The organism is Salmonella sp. NW1250, assembly GCF_051812965.1.
GTDB lineage: Bacteria > Pseudomonadota > Gammaproteobacteria > Enterobacterales > Enterobacteriaceae > Salmonella > Salmonella enterica.
On record NZ_JAMNDD010000011.1, the window covers coordinates 49,087 to 73,480 of the forward strand.

The 24,394-nt window shown below is 53.9% G+C and carries 23 protein-coding genes and 2 pseudogenes; 6 read left to right on the forward strand and 19 right to left on the reverse strand.

The window, feature by feature from the left end; genetic code table 11:
- On the reverse strand, window positions 1-1,422 hold the full coding sequence (locus NBA72_RS18070; protein WP_023203556.1) for an APC family permease: 1,422 nt from the start codon (window positions 1,420-1,422) through the stop codon (window positions 1-3).
- A gap of 90 nt (window positions 1,423-1,512) precedes the next feature.
- A complete protein-coding gene (locus tag NBA72_RS18075; protein WP_042948976.1) occupies window positions 1,513-2,910 on the reverse strand; it encodes a diaminopimelate decarboxylase family protein in 1,398 nt (465 codons plus the stop codon).
- A 210-nt stretch (window positions 2,911-3,120) separates the two neighbouring features.
- Between NBA72_RS18075 and NBA72_RS18080 the strand changes: the two genes are divergently transcribed.
- A complete protein-coding gene (locus tag NBA72_RS18080) occupies window positions 3,121-4,548 on the forward strand; it encodes a sigma-54 interaction domain-containing protein (RefSeq protein ID WP_000168925.1) in 1,428 nt (475 codons plus the stop codon).
- A gap of 35 nt (window positions 4,549-4,583) precedes the next feature.
- Here the strand turns inward: NBA72_RS18080 and purF are convergent, their stop codons facing one another.
- The 9 genes from purF to pdxB all read right to left on the reverse strand — a co-directional run bounded on the left by purF (window position 4,584) and on the right by pdxB (window position 13,739).
- The gene (purF, locus tag NBA72_RS18085) at window positions 4,584-6,101 is read right to left on the reverse strand and encodes an amidophosphoribosyltransferase (protein ID WP_000334205.1); all 1,518 of its coding nucleotides are present in this window, start codon (window positions 6,099-6,101) and stop codon (window positions 4,584-4,586) included.
- Window positions 6,102-6,138: 37 nt separating this feature from the next.
- Entirely contained in the window at window positions 6,139-6,627 is a 489-nt protein-coding gene (cvpA, locus tag NBA72_RS18090; RefSeq protein ID WP_000262102.1) for a colicin V production protein, read from the reverse strand.
- Window positions 6,628-6,937: 310 nt separating this feature from the next.
- Window positions 6,938-7,612: a cell division protein DedD gene (dedD, locus tag NBA72_RS18095; RefSeq protein ID WP_000157031.1), complete on the reverse strand. Its 675-nt coding sequence runs from the start codon at window positions 7,610-7,612 to the stop codon at window positions 6,938-6,940.
- Window positions 7,602-8,870, reverse strand: coding sequence for a bifunctional tetrahydrofolate synthase/dihydrofolate synthase (gene folC, locus NBA72_RS18100; RefSeq protein WP_000792286.1), 1,269 nt, complete (start codon window positions 8,868-8,870; stop codon window positions 7,602-7,604). The genes dedD and folC overlap by 11 nt, the downstream gene beginning before the upstream one ends.
- A gap of 67 nt (window positions 8,871-8,937) precedes the next feature.
- The gene (accD, locus tag NBA72_RS18105; protein ID WP_000118383.1) at window positions 8,938-9,852 is read right to left on the reverse strand and encodes an acetyl-CoA carboxylase, carboxyltransferase subunit beta; all 915 of its coding nucleotides are present in this window, start codon (window positions 9,850-9,852) and stop codon (window positions 8,938-8,940) included.
- Between the two features lie 149 nt (window positions 9,853-10,001).
- Complete coding sequence (locus NBA72_RS18110) at window positions 10,002-10,661, reverse strand: DedA family protein (protein WP_000364318.1); 660 nt, start codon at window positions 10,659-10,661, stop codon at window positions 10,002-10,004.
- Window positions 10,662-10,709: 48 nt separating this feature from the next.
- Window positions 10,710-11,522 (reverse strand): tRNA pseudouridine(38-40) synthase TruA, encoded by an 813-nt coding sequence (gene truA, locus NBA72_RS18115; RefSeq protein ID WP_000016631.1) that lies wholly within the window; start codon window positions 11,520-11,522, stop codon window positions 10,710-10,712.
- Window positions 11,522-12,535, reverse strand: a complete 1,014-nt coding sequence (locus NBA72_RS18120) for an aspartate-semialdehyde dehydrogenase (protein WP_001289141.1) — start codon at window positions 12,533-12,535, stop codon at window positions 11,522-11,524. Before NBA72_RS18120 ends, truA begins: the two co-directional genes overlap by 1 nt.
- Window positions 12,536-12,602: 67 nt before the next feature.
- Complete coding sequence (pdxB, locus tag NBA72_RS18125) at window positions 12,603-13,739, reverse strand: 4-phosphoerythronate dehydrogenase PdxB (RefSeq protein ID WP_000699176.1); 1,137 nt, start codon at window positions 13,737-13,739, stop codon at window positions 12,603-12,605.
- Between the two features lie 103 nt (window positions 13,740-13,842).
- On the opposite strand from pdxB, the gene flk reads away from it, so the two are divergent.
- Window positions 13,843-14,844, forward strand: a complete 1,002-nt coding sequence (gene flk / locus NBA72_RS18130; protein ID WP_042948977.1) for a flagella biosynthesis regulator Flk — start codon at window positions 13,843-13,845, stop codon at window positions 14,842-14,844.
- On the opposite strand, the gene NBA72_RS18135 is transcribed toward flk, so the two are convergent.
- The gene (locus tag NBA72_RS18135; RefSeq protein WP_000127731.1) at window positions 14,841-16,019 is read right to left on the reverse strand and encodes an MFS transporter; all 1,179 of its coding nucleotides are present in this window, start codon (window positions 16,017-16,019) and stop codon (window positions 14,841-14,843) included. The genes flk and NBA72_RS18135 overlap by 4 nt on opposite strands.
- A 179-nt stretch (window positions 16,020-16,198) precedes the next feature.
- On the reverse strand, window positions 16,199-16,573 hold the full coding sequence (locus NBA72_RS18140) for a hypothetical protein (protein ID WP_023138696.1): 375 nt from the start codon (window positions 16,571-16,573) through the stop codon (window positions 16,199-16,201).
- A gap of 172 nt (window positions 16,574-16,745) precedes the next feature.
- Here NBA72_RS18140 and NBA72_RS18145 point away from each other — a divergent pair.
- The 3 genes and pseudogenes from NBA72_RS18145 to NBA72_RS18155 form a co-directional block, all read left to right on the forward strand.
- A pseudogene (locus tag NBA72_RS18145) lies at window positions 16,746-16,877 on the forward strand (helix-turn-helix domain-containing protein); the annotation flags it as partial.
- Window positions 16,823-17,140: pseudogene (locus tag NBA72_RS18150) on the forward strand (hypothetical protein); the annotation flags it as partial. The pseudogenes NBA72_RS18145 and NBA72_RS18150, both read left to right, overlap by 55 nt.
- On the forward strand, window positions 17,140-17,658 hold the full coding sequence (locus tag NBA72_RS18155) for a YbjP/YqhG family protein (RefSeq protein ID WP_000847540.1): 519 nt from the start codon (window positions 17,140-17,142) through the stop codon (window positions 17,656-17,658). The pseudogene NBA72_RS18150 and the gene NBA72_RS18155, both read left to right, overlap by 1 nt.
- Window positions 17,659-17,724: 66 nt before the next feature.
- Here NBA72_RS18155 and NBA72_RS18160 read toward each other — a convergent pair whose 3' ends face one another.
- Both NBA72_RS18160 and fabB read right to left on the reverse strand, forming a co-directional pair.
- Complete coding sequence (locus tag NBA72_RS18160) at window positions 17,725-18,381, reverse strand: CPBP family intramembrane glutamic endopeptidase (protein WP_001142914.1); 657 nt, start codon at window positions 18,379-18,381, stop codon at window positions 17,725-17,727.
- A 97-nt stretch (window positions 18,382-18,478) separates the two neighbouring features.
- A complete protein-coding gene (gene fabB, locus NBA72_RS18165; protein WP_000817159.1) occupies window positions 18,479-19,693 on the reverse strand; it encodes a beta-ketoacyl-ACP synthase I in 1,215 nt (404 codons plus the stop codon).
- A 159-nt stretch (window positions 19,694-19,852) separates the two neighbouring features.
- On the opposite strand from fabB, the gene mnmC reads away from it, so the two are divergent.
- On the forward strand, window positions 19,853-21,853 hold the full coding sequence (gene mnmC, locus NBA72_RS18170) for a bifunctional tRNA (5-methylaminomethyl-2-thiouridine)(34)-methyltransferase MnmD/FAD-dependent 5-carboxymethylaminomethyl-2-thiouridine(34) oxidoreductase MnmC (RefSeq protein ID WP_023993415.1): 2,001 nt from the start codon (window positions 19,853-19,855) through the stop codon (window positions 21,851-21,853).
- A gap of 51 nt (window positions 21,854-21,904) precedes the next feature.
- Here the strand turns inward: mnmC and NBA72_RS18175 are convergent, their stop codons facing one another.
- The 4 genes from NBA72_RS18175 to mepA are packed head-to-tail and all read right to left on the reverse strand — an operon-like array spanning window position 21,905 to window position 24,394.
- The gene (locus tag NBA72_RS18175) at window positions 21,905-22,180 is read right to left on the reverse strand and encodes a YfcL family protein (RefSeq protein WP_000559749.1); all 276 of its coding nucleotides are present in this window, start codon (window positions 22,178-22,180) and stop codon (window positions 21,905-21,907) included.
- Window positions 22,181-22,212: 32 nt separating this feature from the next.
- The gene (locus NBA72_RS18180; RefSeq protein ID WP_001089211.1) at window positions 22,213-22,761 is read right to left on the reverse strand and encodes an elongation factor P hydroxylase; all 549 of its coding nucleotides are present in this window, start codon (window positions 22,759-22,761) and stop codon (window positions 22,213-22,215) included.
- Window positions 22,761-23,570 carry a sulfite exporter TauE/SafE family protein gene (locus NBA72_RS18185; protein ID WP_000368599.1) on the reverse strand — a complete coding sequence of 270 codons (810 nt, stop codon included), beginning with the start codon at window positions 23,568-23,570 and terminating at the stop codon, window positions 22,761-22,763. Before NBA72_RS18185 ends, NBA72_RS18180 begins: the two co-directional genes overlap by 1 nt.
- Window positions 23,570-24,394: a penicillin-insensitive murein endopeptidase gene (gene mepA, locus NBA72_RS18190; protein WP_042948978.1), complete on the reverse strand. Its 825-nt coding sequence runs from the start codon at window positions 24,392-24,394 to the stop codon at window positions 23,570-23,572. Before mepA ends, NBA72_RS18185 begins: the two co-directional genes overlap by 1 nt.

The window sequence follows — 24,394 nt, forward strand, 5'->3', positions numbered from 1 at the left end:
TTATTTTCCTCCCGCCATGCTTAAACGGGCATTACGTTTCTGCGCCCGATGGTAAATGTACTCCGCGACGACAACCGCCAGCACGGCTCCGCCAATAATTTTCCCGGCGTACTGGAAATATCCGCCCATATCAATTTGAGAAGGCGGAATAAATAACAGCGCAACGGCAAAGGCGATAGAAAGAAAGCCCAGCGCGGGTAAAATAGCCGGTAAAACCTTGCCCGGAATTTTAAAACTTCTTGGCGTATCCGGCTGAGTCTTACGTAAACGCCAGAACGCCGGGAACATCACCAGGTAAGGAATAAAATAGGTGATGGTCGTTAGCGCCGTTAACATCCAGTAAGCCGCCGCAACGCTTGGCGAAATAAAAGTCGAAAAACACAGGACCGTGACAATAATCGCCTGTACAGTCAAGGCAAAGGCGGGCGTTTTCCACACCGGATGTAATTTGCCGATTCGGTCCCCCAGCAGATTATCTTCACGCGAGGCTTCCTGGAGCATATAAATCGGCCCCACCAGCCAGGAGTTAATCTGCCCGAGAGCGCCAAAAAACATACAGATGGCCATAACAGGAATTAACCACGGCATATGCAGCGTGTCCGCAGCAGCATGCATAGCCTGCATGACGCCTGCCACAATGTCGGTTTTCCCGGCGGGTAAAAGCGTGTTTAGCGCCCAGGTGCCGACCATATAGATCCCAACGATAACGGCGGCGGAGACGGCCATCGCTCGCGGAAAATCACGCTGTGGATTACGGGTACGCCCGGCAATCATCGGGGCGACCTCCAGTCCGGCAAACGCAAACATCATGCTGGATAAGAAAACGATCGTATCCCAGTGTCCGAGATCCGGAATCCAGTTTTTCGCTGTAGTGTAGTCCGTCTGCATCTGGTGTCCGGTACATAGCCATACCACCGCCAGTAAAATGAGGATGGCGGAGGGAATAAATACGCCGCACCAGGCGCTGATGCTATTAATAATTTTTGTCCATTCCATCCCGCGGATATTCATCAGCGTTAATAGCCAGAAAATTATCGCGGAACCAATACCGATAAATGCTTTATTTTCCGCCAGGCCGCCGCCAATCATATAGCCCAACGCGGTAAAGCCGAATTGCAGCATTAATGGGAAAAACAGTACGCAGGAAAAGAGAAAACAAACCACGACAATCCATGCAATACGTTTACCAAATGCCTCTTTAATCCAGACAAATATCCCGCCATCTTTCGGCCAGCCGGTTGACAGCTCGCCGCATACCATCGCTAAAGGAAAAAACAAGCAGAATGCGGCGATCACCCATAACAACATGGCCGATGCCCCGTAAGGCGCCACGTTAGGGATTTGCCGCAAACTCAGAATAGCGATGACATTCATAAAGACAATGTCTTTGATGCCAAGTAAGCCAGAATTCGTGTTACTCATGGCCATCTCCTGTTATGCATTCAGGCATCACTGCCCTCTTCTTATCATCTGACGACGGGCTTCAGCATGAAACTGAAGCCCAAAACAGTATTAATAAATGTCGTACTTGACCATGTCTTCGTAACTGTCTTCCCGACGAATCAGACGCGTCTCACCATTTTTATCGATCATCACCACGCCCGTGCGCGGACGGTTGTTATAAACGGTTTGACTTTCAATGGTGTATGCCCCGGCATCAAGAAATGCGACAATATCGCCAACATGAGTCTCCTTCGGCAGTAAAAACTCTTCGCCTTTCACTCCCATGTGGAAATAATCCCCGCCATCACACAGCGGCCCGGCTAATTTTATCCAGGCGTCGTGCGCTGCCGTCATGCGAGAGGCGTTATAGACATAAAAGAACCAGTCAAAATGCTGGCTGTCAGAGAGTACGCTGTAACCAGCGTCGACAAATTTCCATTCAACGTGGCATTCCACATTGCCGTTAAGATCGTAATTTGTTTTACGTTTTTCGCAGGAGACTTCCGTCAGTAACACCGCCGCCGACCCGGTCACTTTACGTCCAGGTTCAATACATATTTCCACATCGGTACGCCATTTATGCACTTCGCGAATGACCGCATCGGCAAAATCCTGGGCGGTAATACCGGCATACATATTATCTTTTAACGGGTCGCCATTCTCGTCGTCATATTTATAGGGAACCGGAATTCCGCCGCCTACGTTGATCAAATCAAATTTAATACCGAGCACCTCTTCCAGGCGACGGGATTCATCCACCAGCACTTTAGTCGCTTTTGCGAAAGGCTCTGACTCCGGCACCTGATCGCCCACATGCATATGCAAGCCGCGCAAATGCACATAAGGCATCGCCAGAATGCGGCGGCAGGTTTCTTCCGCCTGTTCCAGGTCGAGACCCGACTTCGCATGGAAAGCGGTAACCAGTTCCGCATGCGTCGCCGAGGGAACATTCGGCTCTACGCGGACGCAAACATTGGCGACTTTCTTCAGCTTGCGAGAGATGGCATCAATATGTTCCAGCTCATACAGGCTATCAACATTAATAAGATACAGATCGTTGGCGATGGCATATTCCAGATCGGCAGGCTTTTTCACCACGCCGTTGAAGACGATCTGATCGCCGCGAAAGCCTATCTCCAGGCACTTGCGAACCTCATATTGTGAGTTTGCCTCCGCGCAAATTCCGGCGTCACGAATGGCTTTCAACACCCCCATGACCGAGCAGGTTTTTGACGCAAAGAAGGTTTTGGTATTTTTATGCGCCGCAAATGCCTGCTGGATTTCATTAATGTTACGAATAATCTCCGGCTCAGAAAACACATAGAACGGCGTGGGGTACTGGCGCGCCAGTGCGTCCAGATCGACCCCTTCAAAACACAAATGACCGTCTTTGTGCTGGAAACGGCGATCGCCGTTGATTACCTGCTCACGTAGCTGGTTGTAATTCTGCATAATCGAGTCAGTCATAACGCCCTCTGCTTAATGTTTATGGTAAAAATCCGCATTCTTTACAGGGATAAAGCAAAAGGCATGCCACTATTTTTTATAAAAATAATCAATTACTTATAAAAATAAGTTTTTCCTCATTTTCGTCATTGAGTTTGTTATTCATCACAACGACGAAAATTCGTCACTTTTATAATGGCAACATGAACAATAGATATGAGGAATGCGTGTATGGCATCCACCAATCAGGAACTGGCCTCGGCGCTCAGGATGTTTTCCCGCTTTTTCGATTTGATTCATCAGCCGTTGGCCGTCATTAATGAGCGTGGTGAATACGTTTACTACAATCAGGAAAGCGCGGATCTGGACGGCTACAGCATTGAACGGGCAATGGGAAAACATATGCTCGATGTCTATCCGGGCATGAAAGAGACGCAAAGTACGATGCTTTCATCGTTAAAAAAAGGCGTGGAATACATTGGCCATTATCAAATTTATTACAATGCGCGAGGCCAGGCCGTTGACTATCAGCACACCACCGCGCCGCTCTATGCAAGCGATGGCGGCATGGTCGGCGTTATCGAAATCGGCAGGAATATGTCCGGCGTCAGGCGGCTCCAGGAGCAGGTGGTAGAACTGAACCAACTGCTGTATGCCGATCACCATGAGAAGCACCATGCCATTATTACCGAAAACCCGGAAATGCTCAGTAATATCGCCAAAGCCAAACGGCTGGCCGCCAGTAATATTCCGGTGACGATTGTCGGGGAGACGGGTACGGGTAAGGAGCTATTTTCCCGCCTGATCCATCAATGCAGCAAGCGGGCGAATAAACCCTTCATCGCCCTGAACTGCGGCGCTCTACCGCCTACGCTTATCGAAAGTACGCTTTTCGGCACCGTGCGCGGCGCCTATACCGGCGCGGAAAATAGCCAGGGCTATCTGGAACTGGCAAACGGGGGAACGCTCTTTCTTGATGAGCTGAACGCCATGCCGATAGAGATGCAAAGTAAGCTGCTGCGATTCTTGCAGGATAAAACCTTCTGGCGGCTCGGCGGACAACAGCAACTTCACTCTGATGTCAGGATCGTTGCCGCCATGAACGAAGCGCCCGTCAAATTAATTCAACAAGAACGCCTGCGGGCAGATCTTTTTTATCGGTTGAGCGTCGGAATGTTGACGCTACCGCCGCTGCGCGCCCGCCCGGAAGATATCCCCTTACTGGCGAATTATTTTATTGATAAATACCGTAATGACGTGCCGCAGGACATTCACGGATTAAGCGAGACGGCGCGTGCCGATCTGCTCAATCACGCCTGGCCGGGTAATGTCAGGATGCTGGAAAACGCGATTGTACGCAGCATGATCATGCAGGAAAAAGATGGGCTGCTCAAACACATCATTTTTGAACAGGACGAGTTAAATTTAGGCGTACCGGAAACCGCGCCGGAAAATCCCCTTCCCTCGTCACCCGATCCGCAGTATGAAGGGTCGCTGGAGGTACGGGTTGCCAACTACGAAAGGCATTTAATAGAAACCGCGCTGGATACGCATCAGGGGAATATTGCCGCCGCGGCCCGCAGCCTTAACGTATCCCGCACCACGTTACAGTACAAAGTACAAAAATACGCTATTCGCTTCGGCGTGGTGCGTAATTGACATCGGCCAGCGGCATTGCGCCGCTGGCAAAGCCATTAGCCTTCGTTATGCATTTCCAGGTTTTCCATTTCGTTCTGGAACAGCACCGCTTTGGCGTCGTCATTACGTAATGAATCCAGGAAGTCGAGGTATTGCTGGTCTACGTCTTTGGTGACATATACCCCGTTAAATACCGAACACTCAAACTGCTGGATATCCGGATTTTCCGCGCGTACGGCTTCGATCAGATCGTTCAGATCCTGGAAGATAAGCCCGTCTGCGCCGATGATCTGACGAATCTCATCCACCTCGCGACCATGCGCGATCAGCTCATTGGCGGTCGGCATATCAATGCCATAGACGTTGGGGAAACGAATTTCCGGCGCGGCGGACGCCAGATAAACCTTCTTCGCGCCGGCTTCCCGGGCCATCTCGATGATCTGCTCTGATGTAGTGCCACGCACGATGGAATCATCCACCAGCAGGACGTTCTTATCGCGGAATTCCGCGCGATTAGCATTGAGCTTACGGCGCACAGATTTACGGCGTAGCTGTTGGCCCGGCATGATAAAGGTACGTCCCACGTAACGATTTTTGACAAATCCCTGGCGGTACGGCTTGCCGAGAATACGGGCAATTTCCAGTGCGATATCGCAGGAGGTTTCCGGGATAGGGATCACGACGTCGATGTCCAGATCTTCCCATTCACGAGCGATTTTTTCGCCAAGTTTGGTGCCCATATTCACACGAGCGCTGTAGACGGAGATTTTGTCGATAAAGGAGTCCGGGCGAGCAAAGTAAACGTACTCGAACAGACAAGGATTACTGACCGGATTATCCGCGCACTGGCGCGTGAACAGTTGCCCCTTTTCGGTAATATAGATAGCTTCGCCCGGCGCGACATCGCGCAGAAACTCAAAGCCCAGCGTATCCAGCGCCACGCTTTCAGAAGCGACCATATACTCCGTACGACCATCGCCAACGTCACGCTTGCCCAGCACTAACGGGCGAATGCCGTGCGGATCGCGAAAAGCCACCATGCCGTGGCCGATAATCATCGCCACGCAGGCATAGGCGCCGCGGATTTGACGGTTAGTCGCGGCAATAGCGGCAAAAATATTGTCGGCTTCCAGCGGATAGTGACGGAAGTTGTCGAGCTCGCTGGCGAAAATATTGAGCAGGATTTCGGAATCGGAGGTGGTGTTGATATGACGGCGCTTTTCTTCAAACAGCTTTTTACGTAGCTCGTGCGCGTTAGTCAGGTTGCCATTATGGGCCAACGTGATGCCATACGGCGAGTTAACGTAAAAAGGTTGCGCTTCGGAAGCGCTGGAGCTGCCTGCGGTAGGGTAGCGCACATGGCCGATTCCCATGTTGCCCTGCAAACGCTGCATGTGGCGAGCTTCAAAAATATCGTTCACCAGCCCGTTTGCCTTACGCAAGCGGAAGCAGTTATTCGCATCAATGGTGATGATACCGGCAGCATCCTGACCACGATGCTGGAGCACTGTTAACGCGTCATAAATCGACTGGTTGACCGGCATAACACCGGCGATACCGACAATACCGCACATACGTCATTTTCCTCGTTAAGCCACATCTCAGAACCTGTTACGTCCTGGGCAAGAAACTCGACGAGCTTTGCAGATAGTCAAAGAACCATCTGATGATGAAGCTGAACTGCGGGATGAGCTGCGATTTGCTCCAGTCTTCGCTTTTCGACAAGCCGGTAAAGGTATCAAGGAAGAACAGAATGGCGGCGACAATCAGCGCGCCTCGCAGTGCGCCGAAACAGATCCCCAACACCCGGTCAGTTCCCGACAGGCCGGTCTTTTCTACTAGCTGACCTATCACAAAATTCACGATAGCGCCGACGATAAGCGTCGCGATAAACAGTACCGCGATAGCAATCCCATTACGAACCAGTTCGTCTTCAAAGCCCGTAAACCAGACAGACAGGTAAGTGTAGTAGTGACTGGCGACAAAGAAAGCACAACCCCACGTCACCAGCGATAACGCTTCACGAACAAAGCCGCGGATCAGGCTAACCAGACAGGAAAAAGCAATCACCGCGATAATGGCGTAATCAATCCAGACCATAGATGTCCCACGATTTTACGCCCTGTCGTCCTGTTCGGGGCGCATTCTAACAGAAAAAGAAAACGTTTGCGTAGGGATTTCCTTCCCACGCGTAAATAAAAATGGCGCTGAAAAAATATTCAACGCCATCACACTTTTTATCTCTTCGGGCACGACCAGAAGAGCTGCCATCGGCCTGATAAGCGCAGGATACCAGGTTCATTCCTTCTGCCGGATGGCGGCGTAAACGCCTTATCCAGCCTACAGAACTTCGGCTATTACCAGGTGAACACCGTAGGCCTTAACGCTGCGCGCTCAGACAAAACGCGCCTTAGTTCGGGCTATATCCCATCACCACGCCGCTTAACCCGGAAATCTGCTTGAGCTCGCCAAGCGATCCTTTCATCTTATCTTTCGACGCATCCGGCCCGACGAGAATACGGGTTATTTTACCCTGTACCGGCGTTGAGGGGGAAGTATAAACCCGGAACCCGGCGGAACGAAGCTTGCCTACTATCTCGTTGACTTTATCCGCGTTTTTCAGCGCGCCCAACTGTACGACATAGGCTTTGCCGGTCGGCGCAGGTTTATCGTCGGCGACTGGTTGCGGCGCGGGCGTCGGCGTGGAAGCGGCGACAACCGGCTGTTGCGGTTTAGGCTGCGGTTTCGGCTTTTCAACCGGCTTCGGTTTAGGCGTCTCCGCCGGTATCGGATCAAGCTCAACATTGTTAGACGCCATGCGCGACGGGTCCAGCGATGGCGCTGCCGCATCTCCCGCCCGCACCTCTTCAGCCGCCCCTTCCGGCGGCTGTGTCGGCAGCGCCTGCGTTGCGGCAGGCATCATATCCGGCTCATCGCGGTCGCCAGGCTTCGGTACCAGTGGAATCGCAGCAAATTCATCCTGATAATGCTTTTTCTGTCCGTCCAGCAGACCGGGAAGCACAATAACCCCCAGCGCGACTAACACAATCGTGCCGACTAAACGATTCTGAAACTTACTCGCCACCGATTCTCCCCGCGTCTATCACTTCCATAACATGTGCGACGGTGTGGAACGATCCGCACACCAGCACGGTATCTTCTGGCTGCGCCGCGTCGATAGCGGCCTGCCATGCCTGCGCGACGCTATCATAGACATTCCCTTTCCCCAGATGTTCCAGAAGTTGTTCCGCCGTCGCGCCGCGCGGCCCCTCTAACGGAGCACAATACCAGTCGTCAACCACGCTTTTCAACCAGGCTAACGTGCCGGCGATATCTTTATCATGCAGCATACCAATCACCGCAAGCACGCGCCCGCGTTTCGGCAACATTTTCAGACGACCCGTCAGGTATTCCGCCGCGTGGGGATTATGGGCGACATCAAAGATAACGCGCGGCGACTCACTCACGATTTGAAAACGTCCCGGCAAGGTAGCCTGCGCAATACCGTCGCGAATCGCCTGTTCGTCAATGTTCAACCCGCTGGCGCGCAGCGCGGCCAGAGCGGTGGCGGCATTCGGCTGGGGAACCTGCGGCAACGGCAGTCCGGCAAGCGTGCCGTCGCCATCGGTAAACGCCCACTGGGTCGCTGTCACCTCATAACGCCAGTCAACGCCGCGACGCAGCAACAGCGCGCCGGTCTCCTGCGCGACATCCGCGATAGTTGCCGGCATTTCCGGTTCGCCGACGATAGCGGGTTTTTCCGCACGAAAAATCCCGGCCTTCTCGCGGCCGATACTTTCGCGATCCGGCCCCAGCCAGTCAGTATGGTCAAGCGCGATGCTGGTAATTACCGCTACATCGGCATCCACAATGTTCGTGGCGTCCAGGCGCCCGCCCAACCCGACCTCCAGAATCACCACGTCAAGGTTAGCCTGTTTAAACAGCCACAATGCCGACAACGTACCATATTCAAAATAGGTCAATGAAATATCGCCGCGCGCCGTTTCTATTTCCGCAAAGGACGCGGTATGCGCGGATTCCGCTAATTCTTTCCCCTGCACGCGCACGCGCTCGGTGTAACGTACCAGATGAGGCGAACTATAGACGCCCACACGGTATCCCGCCGCGATTAACACCGACTCCAGCGTGCGACAGGTCGTACCTTTGCCGTTGGTTCCCGCAACGGTAAAAACGAACGGCGCAGGCTTGAGGATGTCCAGACGCGCTGCCACCTGGCTTACGCGCTCAAGGCCTAAATCGATACTCTTGCTGTGCAGGTTTTCCAGATAAGAAAGCCACGAGGCCAGGGGCGACGCAGCTTGAGGTATAGATTTGTTTTTCATTGATTCCGCTGCTTCTTTACGGTGAAAAGCAAAAGGGCAGAGCCTGCGGCCCTGCCCTTTTCAGTTATCAGGCCTCAGACTCCTGATCCGGCGCCGGAGGCACCACCACGCCTTCACGCGGGGCGTCCGGGTTCGGCGCGGGCAGATTCATCAGCTTCGCCAGAATGCTCGCCAGCTTCAGGCGCATTTCCGGGCGGCGGACTATCATATCAATAGCGCCTTTTTCGATCAGGAACTCACTGCGCTGGAATCCTGGCGGCAGTTTTTCGCGAACGGTCTGTTCGATAACGCGCGGGCCGGCGAAGCCAATCAGGGCTTTTGGCTCGGCGATGTTGAGATCGCCCAGCATCGCAAAACTGGCGGAAACGCCGCCCATTGTCGGATCGGTCAATACCGAGATGTAGGGCAGACCACGTTCCTGCATTTTCGCCAGCGCAGCAGAGGTTTTCGCCATCTGCATCAGCGACATCAACGCTTCTTGCATACGCGCGCCGCCGGAAGCAGAGAAACACACTAACGGACAGTTATCTTCCAGCGCCTGTTCAACGGCGCGAACGAAGCGTGCGCCAACGACAGACCCCATTGAGCCGCCCATGAACGCGAATTCAAACGCGGCGGCGACAACCGGCATACCGTGAAGCGTCCCTTTCATGACCACCAGCGCGTCTTTCTCGCCGGTTTCTTTCTGCGCGGACGCCAGTCTGTCTTTATATTTTTTGGAGTCGCGGAACTTGAGCACGTCTTTTGGCTCCAGCTCGCTACCCAACTCCACAAGGGAACCTTCATCTAACAGGCTATGCAGGCGATTGCGCGCCGACATGCGCATATGATGGTCACACTTAGGACAGACCTCAAGATTACGTTCCAGCTCAGCGCGGTATAAAACCTGACCGCAGCTATCACACTTGGTCCACACCCCTTCAGGAATGCTTGCCTTGCGGGTGGGAGTAATGTTGCTTTTAATTCGTTCAATCCAGCTCATTGGTGACCTTTCTGCCTGAACCTTAGTCAGCTTTATTATAAGGGGCGCATAATGCCATTTTTGCCCCCAACAGACCATGAATGTTGCACATTAAAACATAACAGCCCGAAACTTTGGATAAAAAAGTGGTCGAACCGCTGAGTTACTTTCTATTTTGCGGCACGCGACGCAGCGCGCTTATGCCGGACAATCTCAATGACGCCAGGTAATATCGAAACCACGATAATCCCCACAATCAGCAGCTTAAGGTTATCCTGAATCAACGGTATCGTACCGAAGAAATAACCGGCGTAGGTAAAGAGCAGTACCCACAGCAGCGCGCCGATGACGTTATAGGCGGCAAAATGCCGATAGGACATGTGCCCCATCCCTGCCACAAACGGCGCAAAGGTTCTGACGATCGGCACGAAGCGAGCGAGAATGATAGTTTTACCGCCGTGTTTTTCATAAAACTGGTGGGTTTTATCCAGATAACTGCGGCGGAAAATTTTCGAATTCGGATTACTGAACAGTTTTTCGCCGAACAGTCGACCAATCGTGTAATTTACCGCATCGCCGACAATTGCGGCGATCAGCATTAACGCCACCATGACATGCACATTGAGATCGTTGGTTTCCAGCGAAGCCAGCGCCCCGGCGACAAACAGCAGCGAGTCGCCCGGCAGGAACGGCGTGACGACCAGGCCGGTTTCACAAAACAGAATCAAAAACAAAATAGCGTACACCCAGACGCCGTACTCCGCGACCAGCTCCGCCAGATGCACATCGATGTGCAGAATAAAATCAATAATAAAGTAGATCAGGTCCATATTTGTCTTTGCCTTTCTACCCGACACGTTTCGGGTGTGCGATTCGGATTAGTCCGCCAGAAATAGCGGGCCCATTGGTGGTTTTGGAAGGTCAAACCGGTCAGGGTAATCCACCGCAACCAAATATAGCCCTTCCGCCTTCGCCGTTGCCGCCGCCAGCGTTCTGTCCCTGGCCGCTAACAGCTCTGCGATCCAGCTCTCCGGCTGGTTGTGAGCGCCTACTTCCAGCAGGCTGCCGACAATATTCCTGACCATATGATGAACAAAGGCATTCGCTTTGATATCGACCACCACATAAGGACCGTGGCGGGTAACGTTGATGTGCATCACATTACGCCACGGCGTGCGCGACTGGCACTGCACCGCGCGAAACGAGGTAAAATCATTTTCGCCAAGCAGACACTGCGCCGCGCGATGCATCCGCTCTGCATCCAGCGGCTCATAGTAATGCGTCACGCCTTTTGCTAACACCGCAGGACGCAGTCGATGATTGTAGATGATATAGCGATAACGGCGAGCCGTAGCGCTAAATCGCGCGTGAAAATCATCCGGTACAGTTTTCACCCAGCGCACGGCAATGTCACCAGGCAAATTCGCATTTACCCCCAGCGTCCATGCCGCATCTTTGCGCAATGCGGTCGTTTCGAAATGGACAACCTGCCCGGTGCCGTGAACGCCGGCATCGGTGCGCCCGGCGCAGAACACGTTAATAGGTTCATTTGCCACCTGCGAGAGCGCTTTTTCCAGCTTTTCCTGCACGCTGCGCACTTCATTCTGACGCTGCCAGCCATAATACTTGCTGCCGTCGTACTCAATACCCAGCGCAATTTTATAGACCGGCGATGATTGCTGTCCGGACATCAGTACAGATACTCCTGCACCAGCTTCTCCGCAATTTTAACGGCCATCAGCGCGCCGCCGAAACGCACGTTGTCCGCCACTGACCAGAACTGAATTTGTTCCGGCATACCGTAATCATTATGCACACAGCCAATAGAGAGCTGTGGATTGCCGGAAGCGTCGCCCACCTGCGTCGGGTAATCCGTCTCTTCTGACAGTACGATATCTTCACCGCGGGAAAACGCCTCGCGCGCCTCTTCCGCCGCCAGCGGACGGAGCGCTTCAAAGCTCACCATCTGCGCATGGCCATAGAACACCGGCGACTGCACGACACTGGCGGAGATCATCACGCCATCGTCCTGCAAAATTTTACGCACTTCATCGACGATACGACGTTCCTGGCGCACGCTGCCTTCACGATCCGGCAGCAGCGGCAGCATATTGAACGCCAACTGGCGGCCAAAGAAATCATCTTCATCAATCGGTATGCCGTTAAGCAGCTTCGCACTCTGTCCGGCCAGCGCATCGACCGCTTTTTTCCCCTGTGCGGACGCTGATAACATACTGGTGACGGCGATGCGCGACAGTCCCCCCTGATCGATTAACGGCTTGAGCGCCGCCAGCAGTTGACTGGTCAGACTATCGGCGACCGCAATCACGTTACGGTTACGGTAATCCGCCAGTACATACGGGTTAACTTCCGGCACGACCAGCGGCACATCAGGCTCCAGCGCGAACAGACCGCTGGAATCTATCACCAGGCAACCTGCATTAGTCGCGTCGTCTATCCAGGCAGCCGATGCCTCTGCGCCGGCAACGAAAAACGCCAACTGCGCCTGCGTCCAGTCAAAGTCCGCCGCATCCTGGACAATGACCGACTTGCCACCAAAACGGAGGTGCTCGCCCGCGCTTTCATGACGCGCCAACGCATAAATTTCACCGACCGGGAACTGGCGTTCAGCCAGTGTTTCAAGCAGGGCTTCGCCTACGGCGCCCGTTGCGCCCAGAATGGCAATGTTCCAGCCTTCAGACATGGTGATTTACTCCAGAAATACATAAGCGTCCCTGTCGCATTATTCGACAGGGAGCATTAAGAAGACATTAATGTGCCGGGTGATGAACAGCGTTAAAACCTAGCTTACACAGCAAGGCGGCTGCCGTTTCGTCGTCACACATCACGTATAAAGACGACCATTCACGGCGCTCAAGATAATTTTTACGCAATTTATCAAATTCACCCGGAATTCCAGCGACTTTACGCAGCGGCGCATCGTCGCGGCGCACATCATACACCAAATGCGCCAGTCTTTTCAGCGTCGGTTGATCCAGCGGGCCATGAAGCGTAATACGACCAAACTCAGGCGCAGGCAGTAATGTCTCCAGCGCGACATGCTGCTCGCGGCCAATAAACGCGCTATACGCCTCAAAGACCTGGGTGGTGCCGCGCGCTTTGCCTTCCAGCGTATAGCCGGCAATATGCGACGTGCCGATATCCACGGCTTCCAGTAGCGCGACGTTAAGATCCGGTTCGCCCTCCCACACATCAAGCACCACGCTCAGCGGCTGCCCGGCATTAAGTCGCGCCAGCAACGCGGCGTTATCCACCACCGGACCGCGGCAGGCGTTAATGAGAATGGCGCCGGGTTTCAGTCGACGGATCAGCGTCTCATCGGCCAGATGCAGCGTTTTGTACGGTCCGTCTTTATAGAGCGGCGTATGGAAAGTCAGGACATCCGCTTCCTGCACCAGCTCATCCAGCGTACGAAAATCACCCTCGTCCCCGCGTGCGGCGCGTGGCGGATCGCACAGCAACGTGCGGATACCCAACGCTTCAAGCCTGGTCTGTAGTCGGCTTCCGACGTTACCCACGCCGACAATCCCTATAGTGCGATCGCGTAACGAAAAGCCGTCACGTTCGGCCAACATCAACAGCGCGGAAAACACATACTCCACCACGGCGATAGCATTACAGCCGGGCGCGGCTGAAAAACCGATGCCCGCCTGCTTCAGCCATGCCTCATCCACATGATCGGTGCCTGCCGTAGCAGTACCAACGAAGTTAATCGGCGTGCCGCTCAGCAGCGATTCATTCACTTTCGTGACCGAACGCACCATTAACGCATCGGCATGGTTCAATTCTTCAACGGGGATCGGGCGACCCGGCACTGCCTTTACCTCACCCAGGCGGCTAAATAATTCGCGGGCGTAAGGCATATTTTCATCAACGAGAATTTTCACGACTGTCGTACCTGTTTGAGAACGAGAGTTAACCGGACAAGTGTGCCATAATCTGGCCGCCAGGCATATATTGCTCAGATTTATGGTTAAAGGATAATTAATTATGCATCCCATCTCCGGCGCCCCTGCACAGCCTCCAGGCGAAGGGCGTAATCCTCTTTCCGCTGCGAGCGAGCAGCCGCTTTCCATGCAACAGCGTACGGTACTGGAAAGGCTGATCACGCGCCTGATTTCACTGACCCAGCAGCAAAGCGCGGAAGTATGGGCCGGAATGAAACACGATCTGGGGATAAAAAATGACGCGCCGCTACTGTCGCGCCACTTCCCCGCCGCTGAACAGAATCTTACCCAGCGTCTGGGCGTAGCGCAGCAAAATCACGCCAATCGTCAGGTACTTTCACAGCTAACAGAGCTGCTTGGCGTCGGGAATAATCGTCAGGCCGTCAGCGATTTTATCCGTCAGCAATACGGTCAAACCGCGCTTAGCCAGCTTACGCCCGATCAACTCAAAAACGTGCTGACGCTCCTGCAACAGGGGCAGCTTTCCATTCCGCAGCCGCAGCAACGTCCGGCAACGGATCGGCCATTATTGCCTGCTGAACATAATACGTTGAATCAGTTGGTGACGAAGCTGGCGGCCGCGACCGGCGAGTCAAACAAACTTATCTGGCAATCAATGCTGGAACTCTCCGGCGTGAAAAGCGGCGAGCTCATTCCGGCAAAACAGTTTACCCATCTGGCGACATGGCTACAGGCGCGGCAGACGCTGTCACTACAACACGCGCCTACGCTACATACGCTGCAAGCTGCGTTAAAACAACCGCTGGAGCCAGACGAGCTCACAGCGATCAAAGAGTATGCCCAACACACTTATCAAATTCAGCCGCAAACGGTGCTGACCACCGCACAGGTACAGGATTTACTTAACCATATTTTCCTGCGTCGCGTAGAGCGAGAGGCGGATGAGCTGGAACCGCTCTCTATTCAACCCATCTACCGTCCGTTCGCGCCGATGATTGAAACCGTGAAAAATCTGTCTGCGCAACCAGGCCTGTTGTTTATCGCGCTAATAATTGTACTGGCGCTTTTCTGGCTGGTTTCTTAACCACGCCGGAACGATAATATCGTCACCAGGATGCCAACCACTGCGGAGATCGCTCCCGCGAGGAATACGGAAGGATAGCCGCATGACGTGGCCAGCATGCCCGCCAGCGGGCCGGTAACGCCGTAGGAGATATCCTGAAACGCGGCGTAGCCGCCGAGCGCCGTACCGCGTACCTGTGCAGGTACGCGTTTCACAACCTCCACGCCCAGCGCCGGGAAAATCAGTGAACACCCAGCCCCGGTGAGCGCCGCGCCTACCAGCGCTATCCAGGCCGTCGGCGCCAGCCACAAGAGCAGCAGCCCTGCCGTCTCAACCAGCAATGAGACAACGGCGACCTTCACGCCGCCAAAGCGGTCCGGCATCCAACCGAACAACATGCGCATCAGTACAAACGCACCGCCAAACGCGGTCAGGGTGAATCCCGCCATCGTCCAGCCATTGCTGACAAAATAAAGTGAAATAAACGTACCGATGACGGCAAAGCCCACGCCCTGCAATGCCAGACCCAGGCCCGGTTTCCAGATAAGCCCGACCACGCTCCACAGTGAAGGTCGCTCCCCCGTATACGCAGGCACTTTACGCACGGTGCCGTTGAATGCCCAGGCCAGCAGCGGTAAAACCATCGTCGTCCCCGCCAGCGCCGCGAAGCCAAAGTGGCTATGGATCAGCAAGCCCAACGGCGCACCAGCCGCCAGCGCGCCGTAAATCGCCATTCCGTTCCACGACATCACCTTACCGGAACGCGTTGGGCCAACCAGCCCCAGTCCCCAGGTCAGGGTTCCGGTCAGCAGCTGGCTTTCGCCAAATCCGAGGATCAAACGCCCGACAATAAGCAGCGCGAATTTTACCGGCGCGGAAACCGGCAACAGCGCGGCCAGGAGCCAGGCGGCGCCCGCCAGTCCGCAGGCAAACATCCCCTGTAACGCCGATCGTTTAGCGCCATATTGATCCGCCAGCCGTCCGGCATAGCCGCGCGTCAGTACCGTCGCAAAAAACTGAATGCCCACGGCGATCCCAACCATCGTATTGCTATAGCCCAGTTCGTGATGGACAAAAAGCGGGATGACGGGTAACGGCAGGCCGACCGTCATATAGGTCAGGAAAACCGCAAAGGCGATGCGGAACAGCGAAAAATTCGCAGACGGGGTCGTTGTTTTTTGGCTAACTGCTGTCATGCATTACTCCAGAATGCAGAGTAAGGCGGGGAAAGGCCACGCCCCCCTCTACCTGAACGTCAGGATTAAGGTGCGTTGGATAACGTTAAACGCTTACGCATTATCGGAAGGATAATGTAGAAAGTGAAGTCTGCCTGTGAGACGCGAAACTTGTCAACCTTGAAATTGCAGCCAGGGTATCAACGTGGCGGCGTGTCATCAAACAGAAAGGGAAAGACCGCTTTCATCCCTCTCACCTTAAACCGTCCGGTCACCTGCTTGCGCTGTTCTGGCGTCAGTAACCTGAACATCATCTCCTGGATATCTTCAGGCTCCGCTTCCTGTAAGGAAATGGGTTCTGGCGTCGGTTCCTCTCCGCTGTCGTCCAGATAACGATGAACATAAAGAGGGAAAACAGATATATGAAACTCCTCGGCCTTTGATTTAACACGCTTACGCCTGACCCCCTCTTTCCCTTCGCTGTACTTATACAAACGTTCGCGAACCGCAGGCTCGCTTCCCGGAAACCCCGGTAAGCCAAGACATTCCTTAACCGTGAACCATTCCTTTGCCATCGGTTTCTTTCCTTTCTCCTGATGAAATAAAAATATTTCTTCTTTTTCGCGAAATTTTGCTTTCTTTCTGGCACTATTCTCAGAGTGAAAAAGAAAGTAACTTTCTTTTTCTCGCGCTAATTTTTACCTTAAAAATATCGGTGCCGATAACACATCTTCTTAGGATTACAGAATGGAACCAAAAAGCCAGGACTGGCATCGTGCAGATATTAAAAGTGCACTTGAAAAAAGAGGTATTACGCTCAGAGATCTTTCTCGTCAGGCCGGTGTGCGGAATTTACCCGAAAGGCAATTCAGGCGGGCGGTATCACGCTGGGGCATACGTATCATGCGAAAGATTATGGCCCAATGTTAAGAAGCGCCGGATTCACCGCCATTGGTACCTATGAAATGCCGCGCGAGGGTGACGTCATTATTATTCAACCTTACGCTGGCGGAAACCCGAGCGGTCACATGGCGATATACGATGGCGCAGAGTGGTATTCGGATTTTAAACAACGCGATATGTGGGCCGGCCCGGGCTACCGGGCAGCCAGGCCCTCATATACCATCTACAGGAAGAATTAATGAAAACGTTCTCCCTTGTCGCGCTTATCCTGTTGCTTTGTAGTTGCTCTGCGCCTCATCACGACAGTACGCAGGCCGTGAAGCAGTTCTATACCTCATGGATGACGACGTTCACGAACGATGTGAATACCCCTGACGACACCACCGCCTTAATGCAACGTTACGTTGCTAAAGAGGTTATTCATCGCCTGGCGCTAATACAGTCCCTTTATGAACAGGAGATTGTGGGGGCAGATTATTTTATGTATGCGCAGGACTATGCGCCAGAGTGGATTCCACAGTTACGGGTTGGGAAGGCACACCCTTTCCTCGGCGGAGAAAAAGTGGATGTTCTGTTGGCTACAGAGTCAACACCCATCCACCTGGAAGTTTATACCCGTTGGGAAGAGGGACGCTGGAAAATTTACCGCGTTCGGGATGCTGACAGGGGTTATGAACAGCCGATTTATGACGCAGGCGCCATCACCCAGGCTGAGGCCTGGTCAGCGAAAGTCGCGCCGGAATATAAGAAGCATTAAAAAAGGGAACCGCCATCGGTCTCTTGTTCGTACCGGAGAGGTTAAAGCGCCTCTTGCATCAGGCTCTTATTCTGTCGCTGAAAACAGTAAGCCGAAAATAACCCAGGCATTATTTAAAATATGAAGTATTATCGGTATCATTAGCCCACGACTTCTCATTCGAACAACGCATAATATCGATGAAAAAACAAACAGATAAACAAAAGTCACCGCAAAGAGATATTGTGTATGCATAATTGCAAAAGCGAGTGAGGTAATAATAATACCGGAAACTCTTGAGTACCGACCCCAACCGATACTGCTGTTTAATAAAAACCCTCTGAATATAATTTCCTCCGCCACAGGAGCCAGAAAGCACATCGCCAGCGTGTTAAGAAATTTATGAAGAAAAAATTGCCTTGATAACTCGGCCATCCAGGGTTCCGGGCCACTAAAAGCATTGTAGAGAACGGTAAGGCACACCAGGGCCAGCGCCGGAAAAAAACATTCCACAAATGATAAGCGGCCCAATGATAAAAACGGATAATACTTTGAATAAATACTCCAGGCAGCAATCGCATAGACAAAAACAATACTATATATAAAAGGCGCAGCCAGACCTCCCAAATAAAGCCAGGCATAGGAAGGCGAAAATGAGGCAAAAACAAAAATGCCAAGCAAACCAAATAAAACAGCCACACAACTCAAACTATGCCTAATTTTATCTAATGTATTAGTTGGCATTTATAGAATATCCATATAATTTGTTGTTCCCTGAATGAAAAAACAGGTCGCATTAGCGACCTGTTTCATTATTGATACTACAACGTAATAGTCAGGCTTACAACTTACGCATCACCAGCGTGGCGTTGGTGCCGCCAAAACCGAAGCTGTTAGACATTACAGTAGTCAGTTCACGCTCGGTCGTTTCGGTCACGATGTCCAGACCCGCAGCCTGCTCATCCAGCTCTTCGATGTTGATACTCGGCGCGATAAAACCGTGCTCCAGCATCAGCAGAGAGTAGATAGCTTCCTGCACGCCTGCGGCACCCAGCGAGTGGCCGGTCATCGCTTTGGTTGCTGAAATTGCCGGGCTGTTATCGCCAAACACTTCACGGATTGCACCGAGTTCTTTCACGTCGCCTACCGGAGTAGAGGTACCGTGAGAGTTCAGGTAGTCGATCGGCGTGTCTACGCCGTGCATCGCCATCTGCATGCAACGTACTGCGCCTTCACCAGACGGAGCAACCATGTCTGCGCCATCGGATGTTGCGCCGTAACCGACGATTTCCGCATAGATATGCGCGCCGCGCGCCAGAGCGTGTTCCAGCTCTTCGACAACAACCATACCGCCACCGCCCGCGATGACAAACCCATCACGGTGCGCATCATAGGTACGGGACGCTTTTTCAGGCGTATCGTTATATTTGGTGGACAGTGCGCCCATCGCATCGAACTCACAGGCCATTTCCCAGCACAGCTCTTCGCCGCCGCCAGCAAAAACGATGTCCTGTTTGCCCAGTTGGATCTGTTCAACCGCATTGCCGATACAGTGTGCGGAGGTCGCGCAAGCGGAGCTAATGGAGTAGTTCACGCCATAAATTTTAAACGGCGTAGCGAGGCAGGCGGAAACGCCGGATGCCATTGCTTTCGTCACCACATACGGGCCCACGGCTTTCAGACCACGCGGGCTACGCATGGCGTCTGCGCCAAAGACCTGGAATTTCGGGGAGCCGCCGCCGGAACCTGCAATCAGGCCGACACGCGGGTTATTCTGATAGACTTCCGGCGCCAGACCGGCGTCGGCCACTGCCTGCTCCATAGACAGATAAGCATAGATGGAGGCGTCGCTCATAAAGCGCACGACTTTGCGGTCAATGAGGCCAGTGGTATCCAGTTTTACGTTGCCCCATACCTGGCTACGCATGCCGGCGTCCTTCAGCTCCTGAGAGAAAGTGATCCCTGAACGTCCTTCACGCAGAGATGCCAGGACTTCCTGCTGGTTATTACCGATGCTGGAAACGATGCCCAGGCCAGTAATCACTGCACGTTTCATTCAATACCTCTGTAATTCGCACTATTTTTAAGTTTCGATTGGCACAATAGCGTACACTTGTACGCCGAACAAGTCCGATCAGCCATTTAGTACGGAAATTTGCGCCGTCAGGCACACATCGTTAAGATCGCGATACCGCCCGTCAGACGAGTAACTTACGTGAAACAATACGCCATACAACCCGCCACACTCGAATTTAACGCTGAGGGTACACCTGTTTCCCGAGATTTTGATGATGTCTATTTTTCTAATGACAATGGACTCGAAGAGACACGCTACGTTTTTCTTGGCGGCAATCGTCTTGCGGAGCGATTTCCCGTACATTCACATCCATTATTTATAGTCGCGGAAAGCGGTTTTGGCACCGGACTCAACTTCCTGACGCTGTGGCAGGCGTTTGACAGCTTTCGTTCTGCGCACCCACAAGCGACGCTGCAAAGGTTACATTTCATCAGTTTTGAGAAATTCCCGTTAACGCGCGACGATCTGGCGCTGGCGCACCAACACTGGCCGGAGCTCGCGCCCTGGGCAGAGCAGCTGCAGGCGCAATGGCCGCTGCCGCTCCCGGGGTGCCACCGCCTATTGCTGGATCGGGGCCGGGTGACGCTGGATTTGTGGTTTGGCGATATTAATGAACTGACCGACCAACTGGACGCCACGCTGAATCAAACAGTCGACGCCTGGTTCCTCGACGGTTTTGCCCCGGCGAAAAATCCGGATATGTGGACGCCAAACCTGTTTAACGCGATGGCGCGGCTGGCGCGGCCCGGCGCAACGCTGGCGACGTTTACCTCGGCGGGCTTCGTTCGTCGGGGATTACAGGAAGCCGGTTTTACCATGCAAAAACGCAAAGGCTTCGGACGTAAACGCGAGATGCTTTGCGGAGTGATGGAACAACACCTCATGCCGACCCTTTCCGCGCCCTGGTTTTACCGCAGCGGAAGCGAAAAACGTGAAACGGCGATCATTGGCGGCGGCATCGCCAGCGCGCTGTTATCACTGGCGTTACTGCGTCGCGGCTGGCAGGTGACGCTCTATTGCGCTGATGATCAGCCCGCCCAGGGCGCTTCCGGTAATCGACAGGGCGCGCTTTATCCGCTCCTTAGCAAACATGACGCCGCCATTAATCGCTTTTTCCCGACCGCATTCACCTTTGCCCGTCGCCTGTATGATGCCCTACCCGTCTCTTTTGATCATGACTGGTGCGGCGTGACGCAGCTCGGATGGGATGAGAAAAGCCAGCAGAAAATTGCCCAGATGCTGTCCCTGGCGCTGCCCGCCGGACTGGCCTCGGCGCTCAATGCCGAAGAGGCGGAACAGGCGGTTGGCGTGACGACACGCTGCGGAGGAATTACCTATCCGGCAGGCGGCTGGCTGTGCCCGGAACAATTAACTCGCGCAGTCATCGCACTGGCGACCGAACAGGGTTTACAAACGCGCTTTCGCCATACGCTCACGTCGCTCGTTGCGCAGGAGTCGCGCTGGCAACTGCGCTTTACGTCAGGTGAAACCGCCAGCCATGAGACCGTCGTCCTGGCGAACGGCCATCAGATTAACCGTTTTGATCAGACCCAGCCGCTGCCGGTGTATGCCGTCGGGGGGCAGGTCAGTCATATTCCCACCACCCCCGCTCTCTCGGCGTTGCGTCAGGTGTTATGCTACGACGGCTATCTGACGCCGCAAAATCCGCATAATCAGCAGCACTGTATTGGCGCCAGCTATCACCGGGGCGACGAAAGCACCGTCTGGCGCGAAGAAGATCAGCGTCAGAACCGACAGCGTCTGCTTGACTGTTTTCCGGATGCGAACTGGGCCACAGAGGTTGACGTTAGCGGCAACAGCGCCCGTTGCGGCGTGCGTTGCGCCACCCGCGACCATCTGCCGATGGTGGGCAATGTCCCGGATTACCATGCCACGCTGACGCATTACGCCGATTTAGCCGATAATAAAACGTCGGCGGCGCCTGCGCCTGTGTATCCGGGTTTATTTATGCTCGGCGCGCTGGGATCGCGTGGTTTGTGCTCAGCGCCATTATGCGCAGAAATTCTGGCGGCGCAGATGAGTAACGAGCCGATTCCACTGGATGCCGGTACGCTGGCGGCGTTAAATCCGAATCGGTTATGGGTGAGAAAGTTATTGAAGGGAAAAGCGGTGAAGTAATGGGCCAGTCAATAGCGGAAGGCGGCAAGCGTCGCCTTCCAGCCCACGGCGTTATTGTTTTGCCTTGTCGAACAAATTGTCCCACATCGCTTTGACTAACGCCTGATCGCGCGGCGACAGTTCGCCGGCGCCGATCGCTTTTTCCAGACTTTGGCTAACGTTGGCATAGACCGCCTCAACGGAGTGGTCATCACCGCTCTCCAGCTCGGCAATGGCTAACGTCAGGTGGCCACGCAGGTATCCACTGGCAAAAAGCTCATCGTCGCTGGCGTGCTCTACCATATCGTCAATTAATGCCAGAATGCGTGATTCAAACTCCGCGATCATCTTCTTTCCTCATTGTAAACGTGGCGCTGGCTTTAATTAAGCGCTTCCGGCCACGGGAACTGTTCCGCCTTAAGTTCGGGCGTGTGATAGTAATTCTGTAGCGCTTTGATGAAGCGGGCCGGACGTTCAGGAATGCCCTGCTCCAGATACGCCATTACCTGCGCATGAACCCGGCGCTGAAACGCCACGCGATCCGGCTCAATATCGCCTTCCAGATTGTCGCAACTGACGTTAAAGGGATACCCCGCCGCCACGCAAAACAACCAGTCGAAAGCCTGTGGCTTCACCTCAACGTCTTCGAATTGACTTTGGGTCTGCGCGTCGCGTCCGTCCGGGCAGTACCAGTAACCAAAGTCAACCAGTTCGCGGCGCGCCTTACCGGCGATACACCAGTGAGAAATCTCATGCAGCGCGCTGGCGTAAAACCCATGCGCAAAGACGATACGGTGGTACGGTACCTGCGCGTCAGCAGGAAGATAGATCGGTTCGTCGTCGCCTTTAATCAGACGGGTATTAAATTCTTCGGCAAAGCAGCCGTTAAAAATCTCAATTAACTGTTCGTAATGGTGCGTACTGTTCATTAATTCATCCCCAACCAGTGGAGGATCTCCTGTCCGTGGCTATCATAAAGTAACCTGGCGCTCATTACCGCCGAGACAATAACGATCATCGGTCTGATAAGCTTTTGGCCTTTGCTCAACACCAGACGCGACCCCATTCGCGCCCCTAAAAACTGACCAACCAGCATCACGAAGCCCGTCGCCCAGATCACTTTGCCGCCGATGATAAATAACAGCAGGCCGCCAACGTTGGAGGTAGCGTTAAGCACTTTGGCATGTGCCGTGGATTTCGCCAGGTTATAGCCACATAAGGTGACAAACGCCAGAGCGTAAAACGACCCGGCGGCAGGCCCGAAAAAGCCGTCGTAAAACCCGACGCATCCCCCGGCTATCAGCGCGAACGGTAATCCATACAGGCGGCGCTGGCGATCTTCCTCGCCCAGCTTCGGCATCAATAAAAAATAGAGGCCGATGAAAATCACCAGGATGGGCAAGATCTGGCGCAAAATATCCGCCTGCACGTGCTGCACCAGCAGCGCGCCGCTCATCGAGCCAATGAACGTCATCAGAATATTGAGCTTTTGCTCGGCCAGGTTTACCACTTTACGGCGAATAAAATAGAGCGAAGATGAGAGGGAGCCGCCGCACGCCTGTAATTTATTGGTCGCCAGCGCGTTTGCCGGCGACATCCCGGCGGCCATCAGCGCAGGAATAGTGAGCAGCCCTCCGCCCCCGGCGATAGAATCGATAAATCCTGCCAGTACGGCGACAAAAAACAGCACCACCAGCAGCAGCGGGGAGACCATAAACAGATCATAAAAATTGTCCATCAGAGTACATGCTCATCCAGTAGCGCCTGGCAGGAAGGCGGCAGCGGCGGCGGTGTCTTCTTCTCAGGCTTTGTGGTGCCAGGTTTTGGCGGTTCGAACCAGCTTTGCAGTTCAGCGCCGCATCCATCGCCCGGCGGGGGTAAAGGTTGATCTTCGCACTCCAGGCTGTCGGCAGGGCAGCGTAAACGCACGTGCATATGCGCGCGATGCTGGAACCAGGGGCGTACTTTACGTAGCCAGTCACGATCGCTTCCGGCATCGAGGCAAAGCTGTTGTTTAATAGCCGGATTGACGAAAATACGGGTGACCTCATTGTCTTGTGCCGCCAGTTTGATCAGACTGGCGATATCCGACGACCAGCGCGACGGCACGACATGTTTACCGTCGCGGGACACCAGATCTAACGCCTGCGGGCGCAATAGCTGCGCCTGGCTCCAGCGCGTTTTCGGCAACTGCAAGAAAATATCCACATCAAGCCCGGTCTGATGACTGGCGTGTCCGCCATTAAAGCGGCCTCCGGCAGGCATCCCCATGTCGCCTATCAGGACGGTTCCGAGCCCCCGTTGCTGCGCCTGATGACTCAACCGCTGGATAAACATGACCAGATCCGGGTGGCCGAAATAACGGCGCTGATCGGTGCGCATCACCTGATAATTATCGGACTGTACCGGCAACGTGTCGGCGCCAATGATGCATCCGTTGGCAAAGCTACCGATAGACTGGGCGGCGCCGGGGACAGGATGAGTTATTTTCTGCCACGGCGTCGCCGCCAGGCTGGCGCTACTGACAAACCATGCCAGCAGCGCAATCGCGGTTTTTTTCAT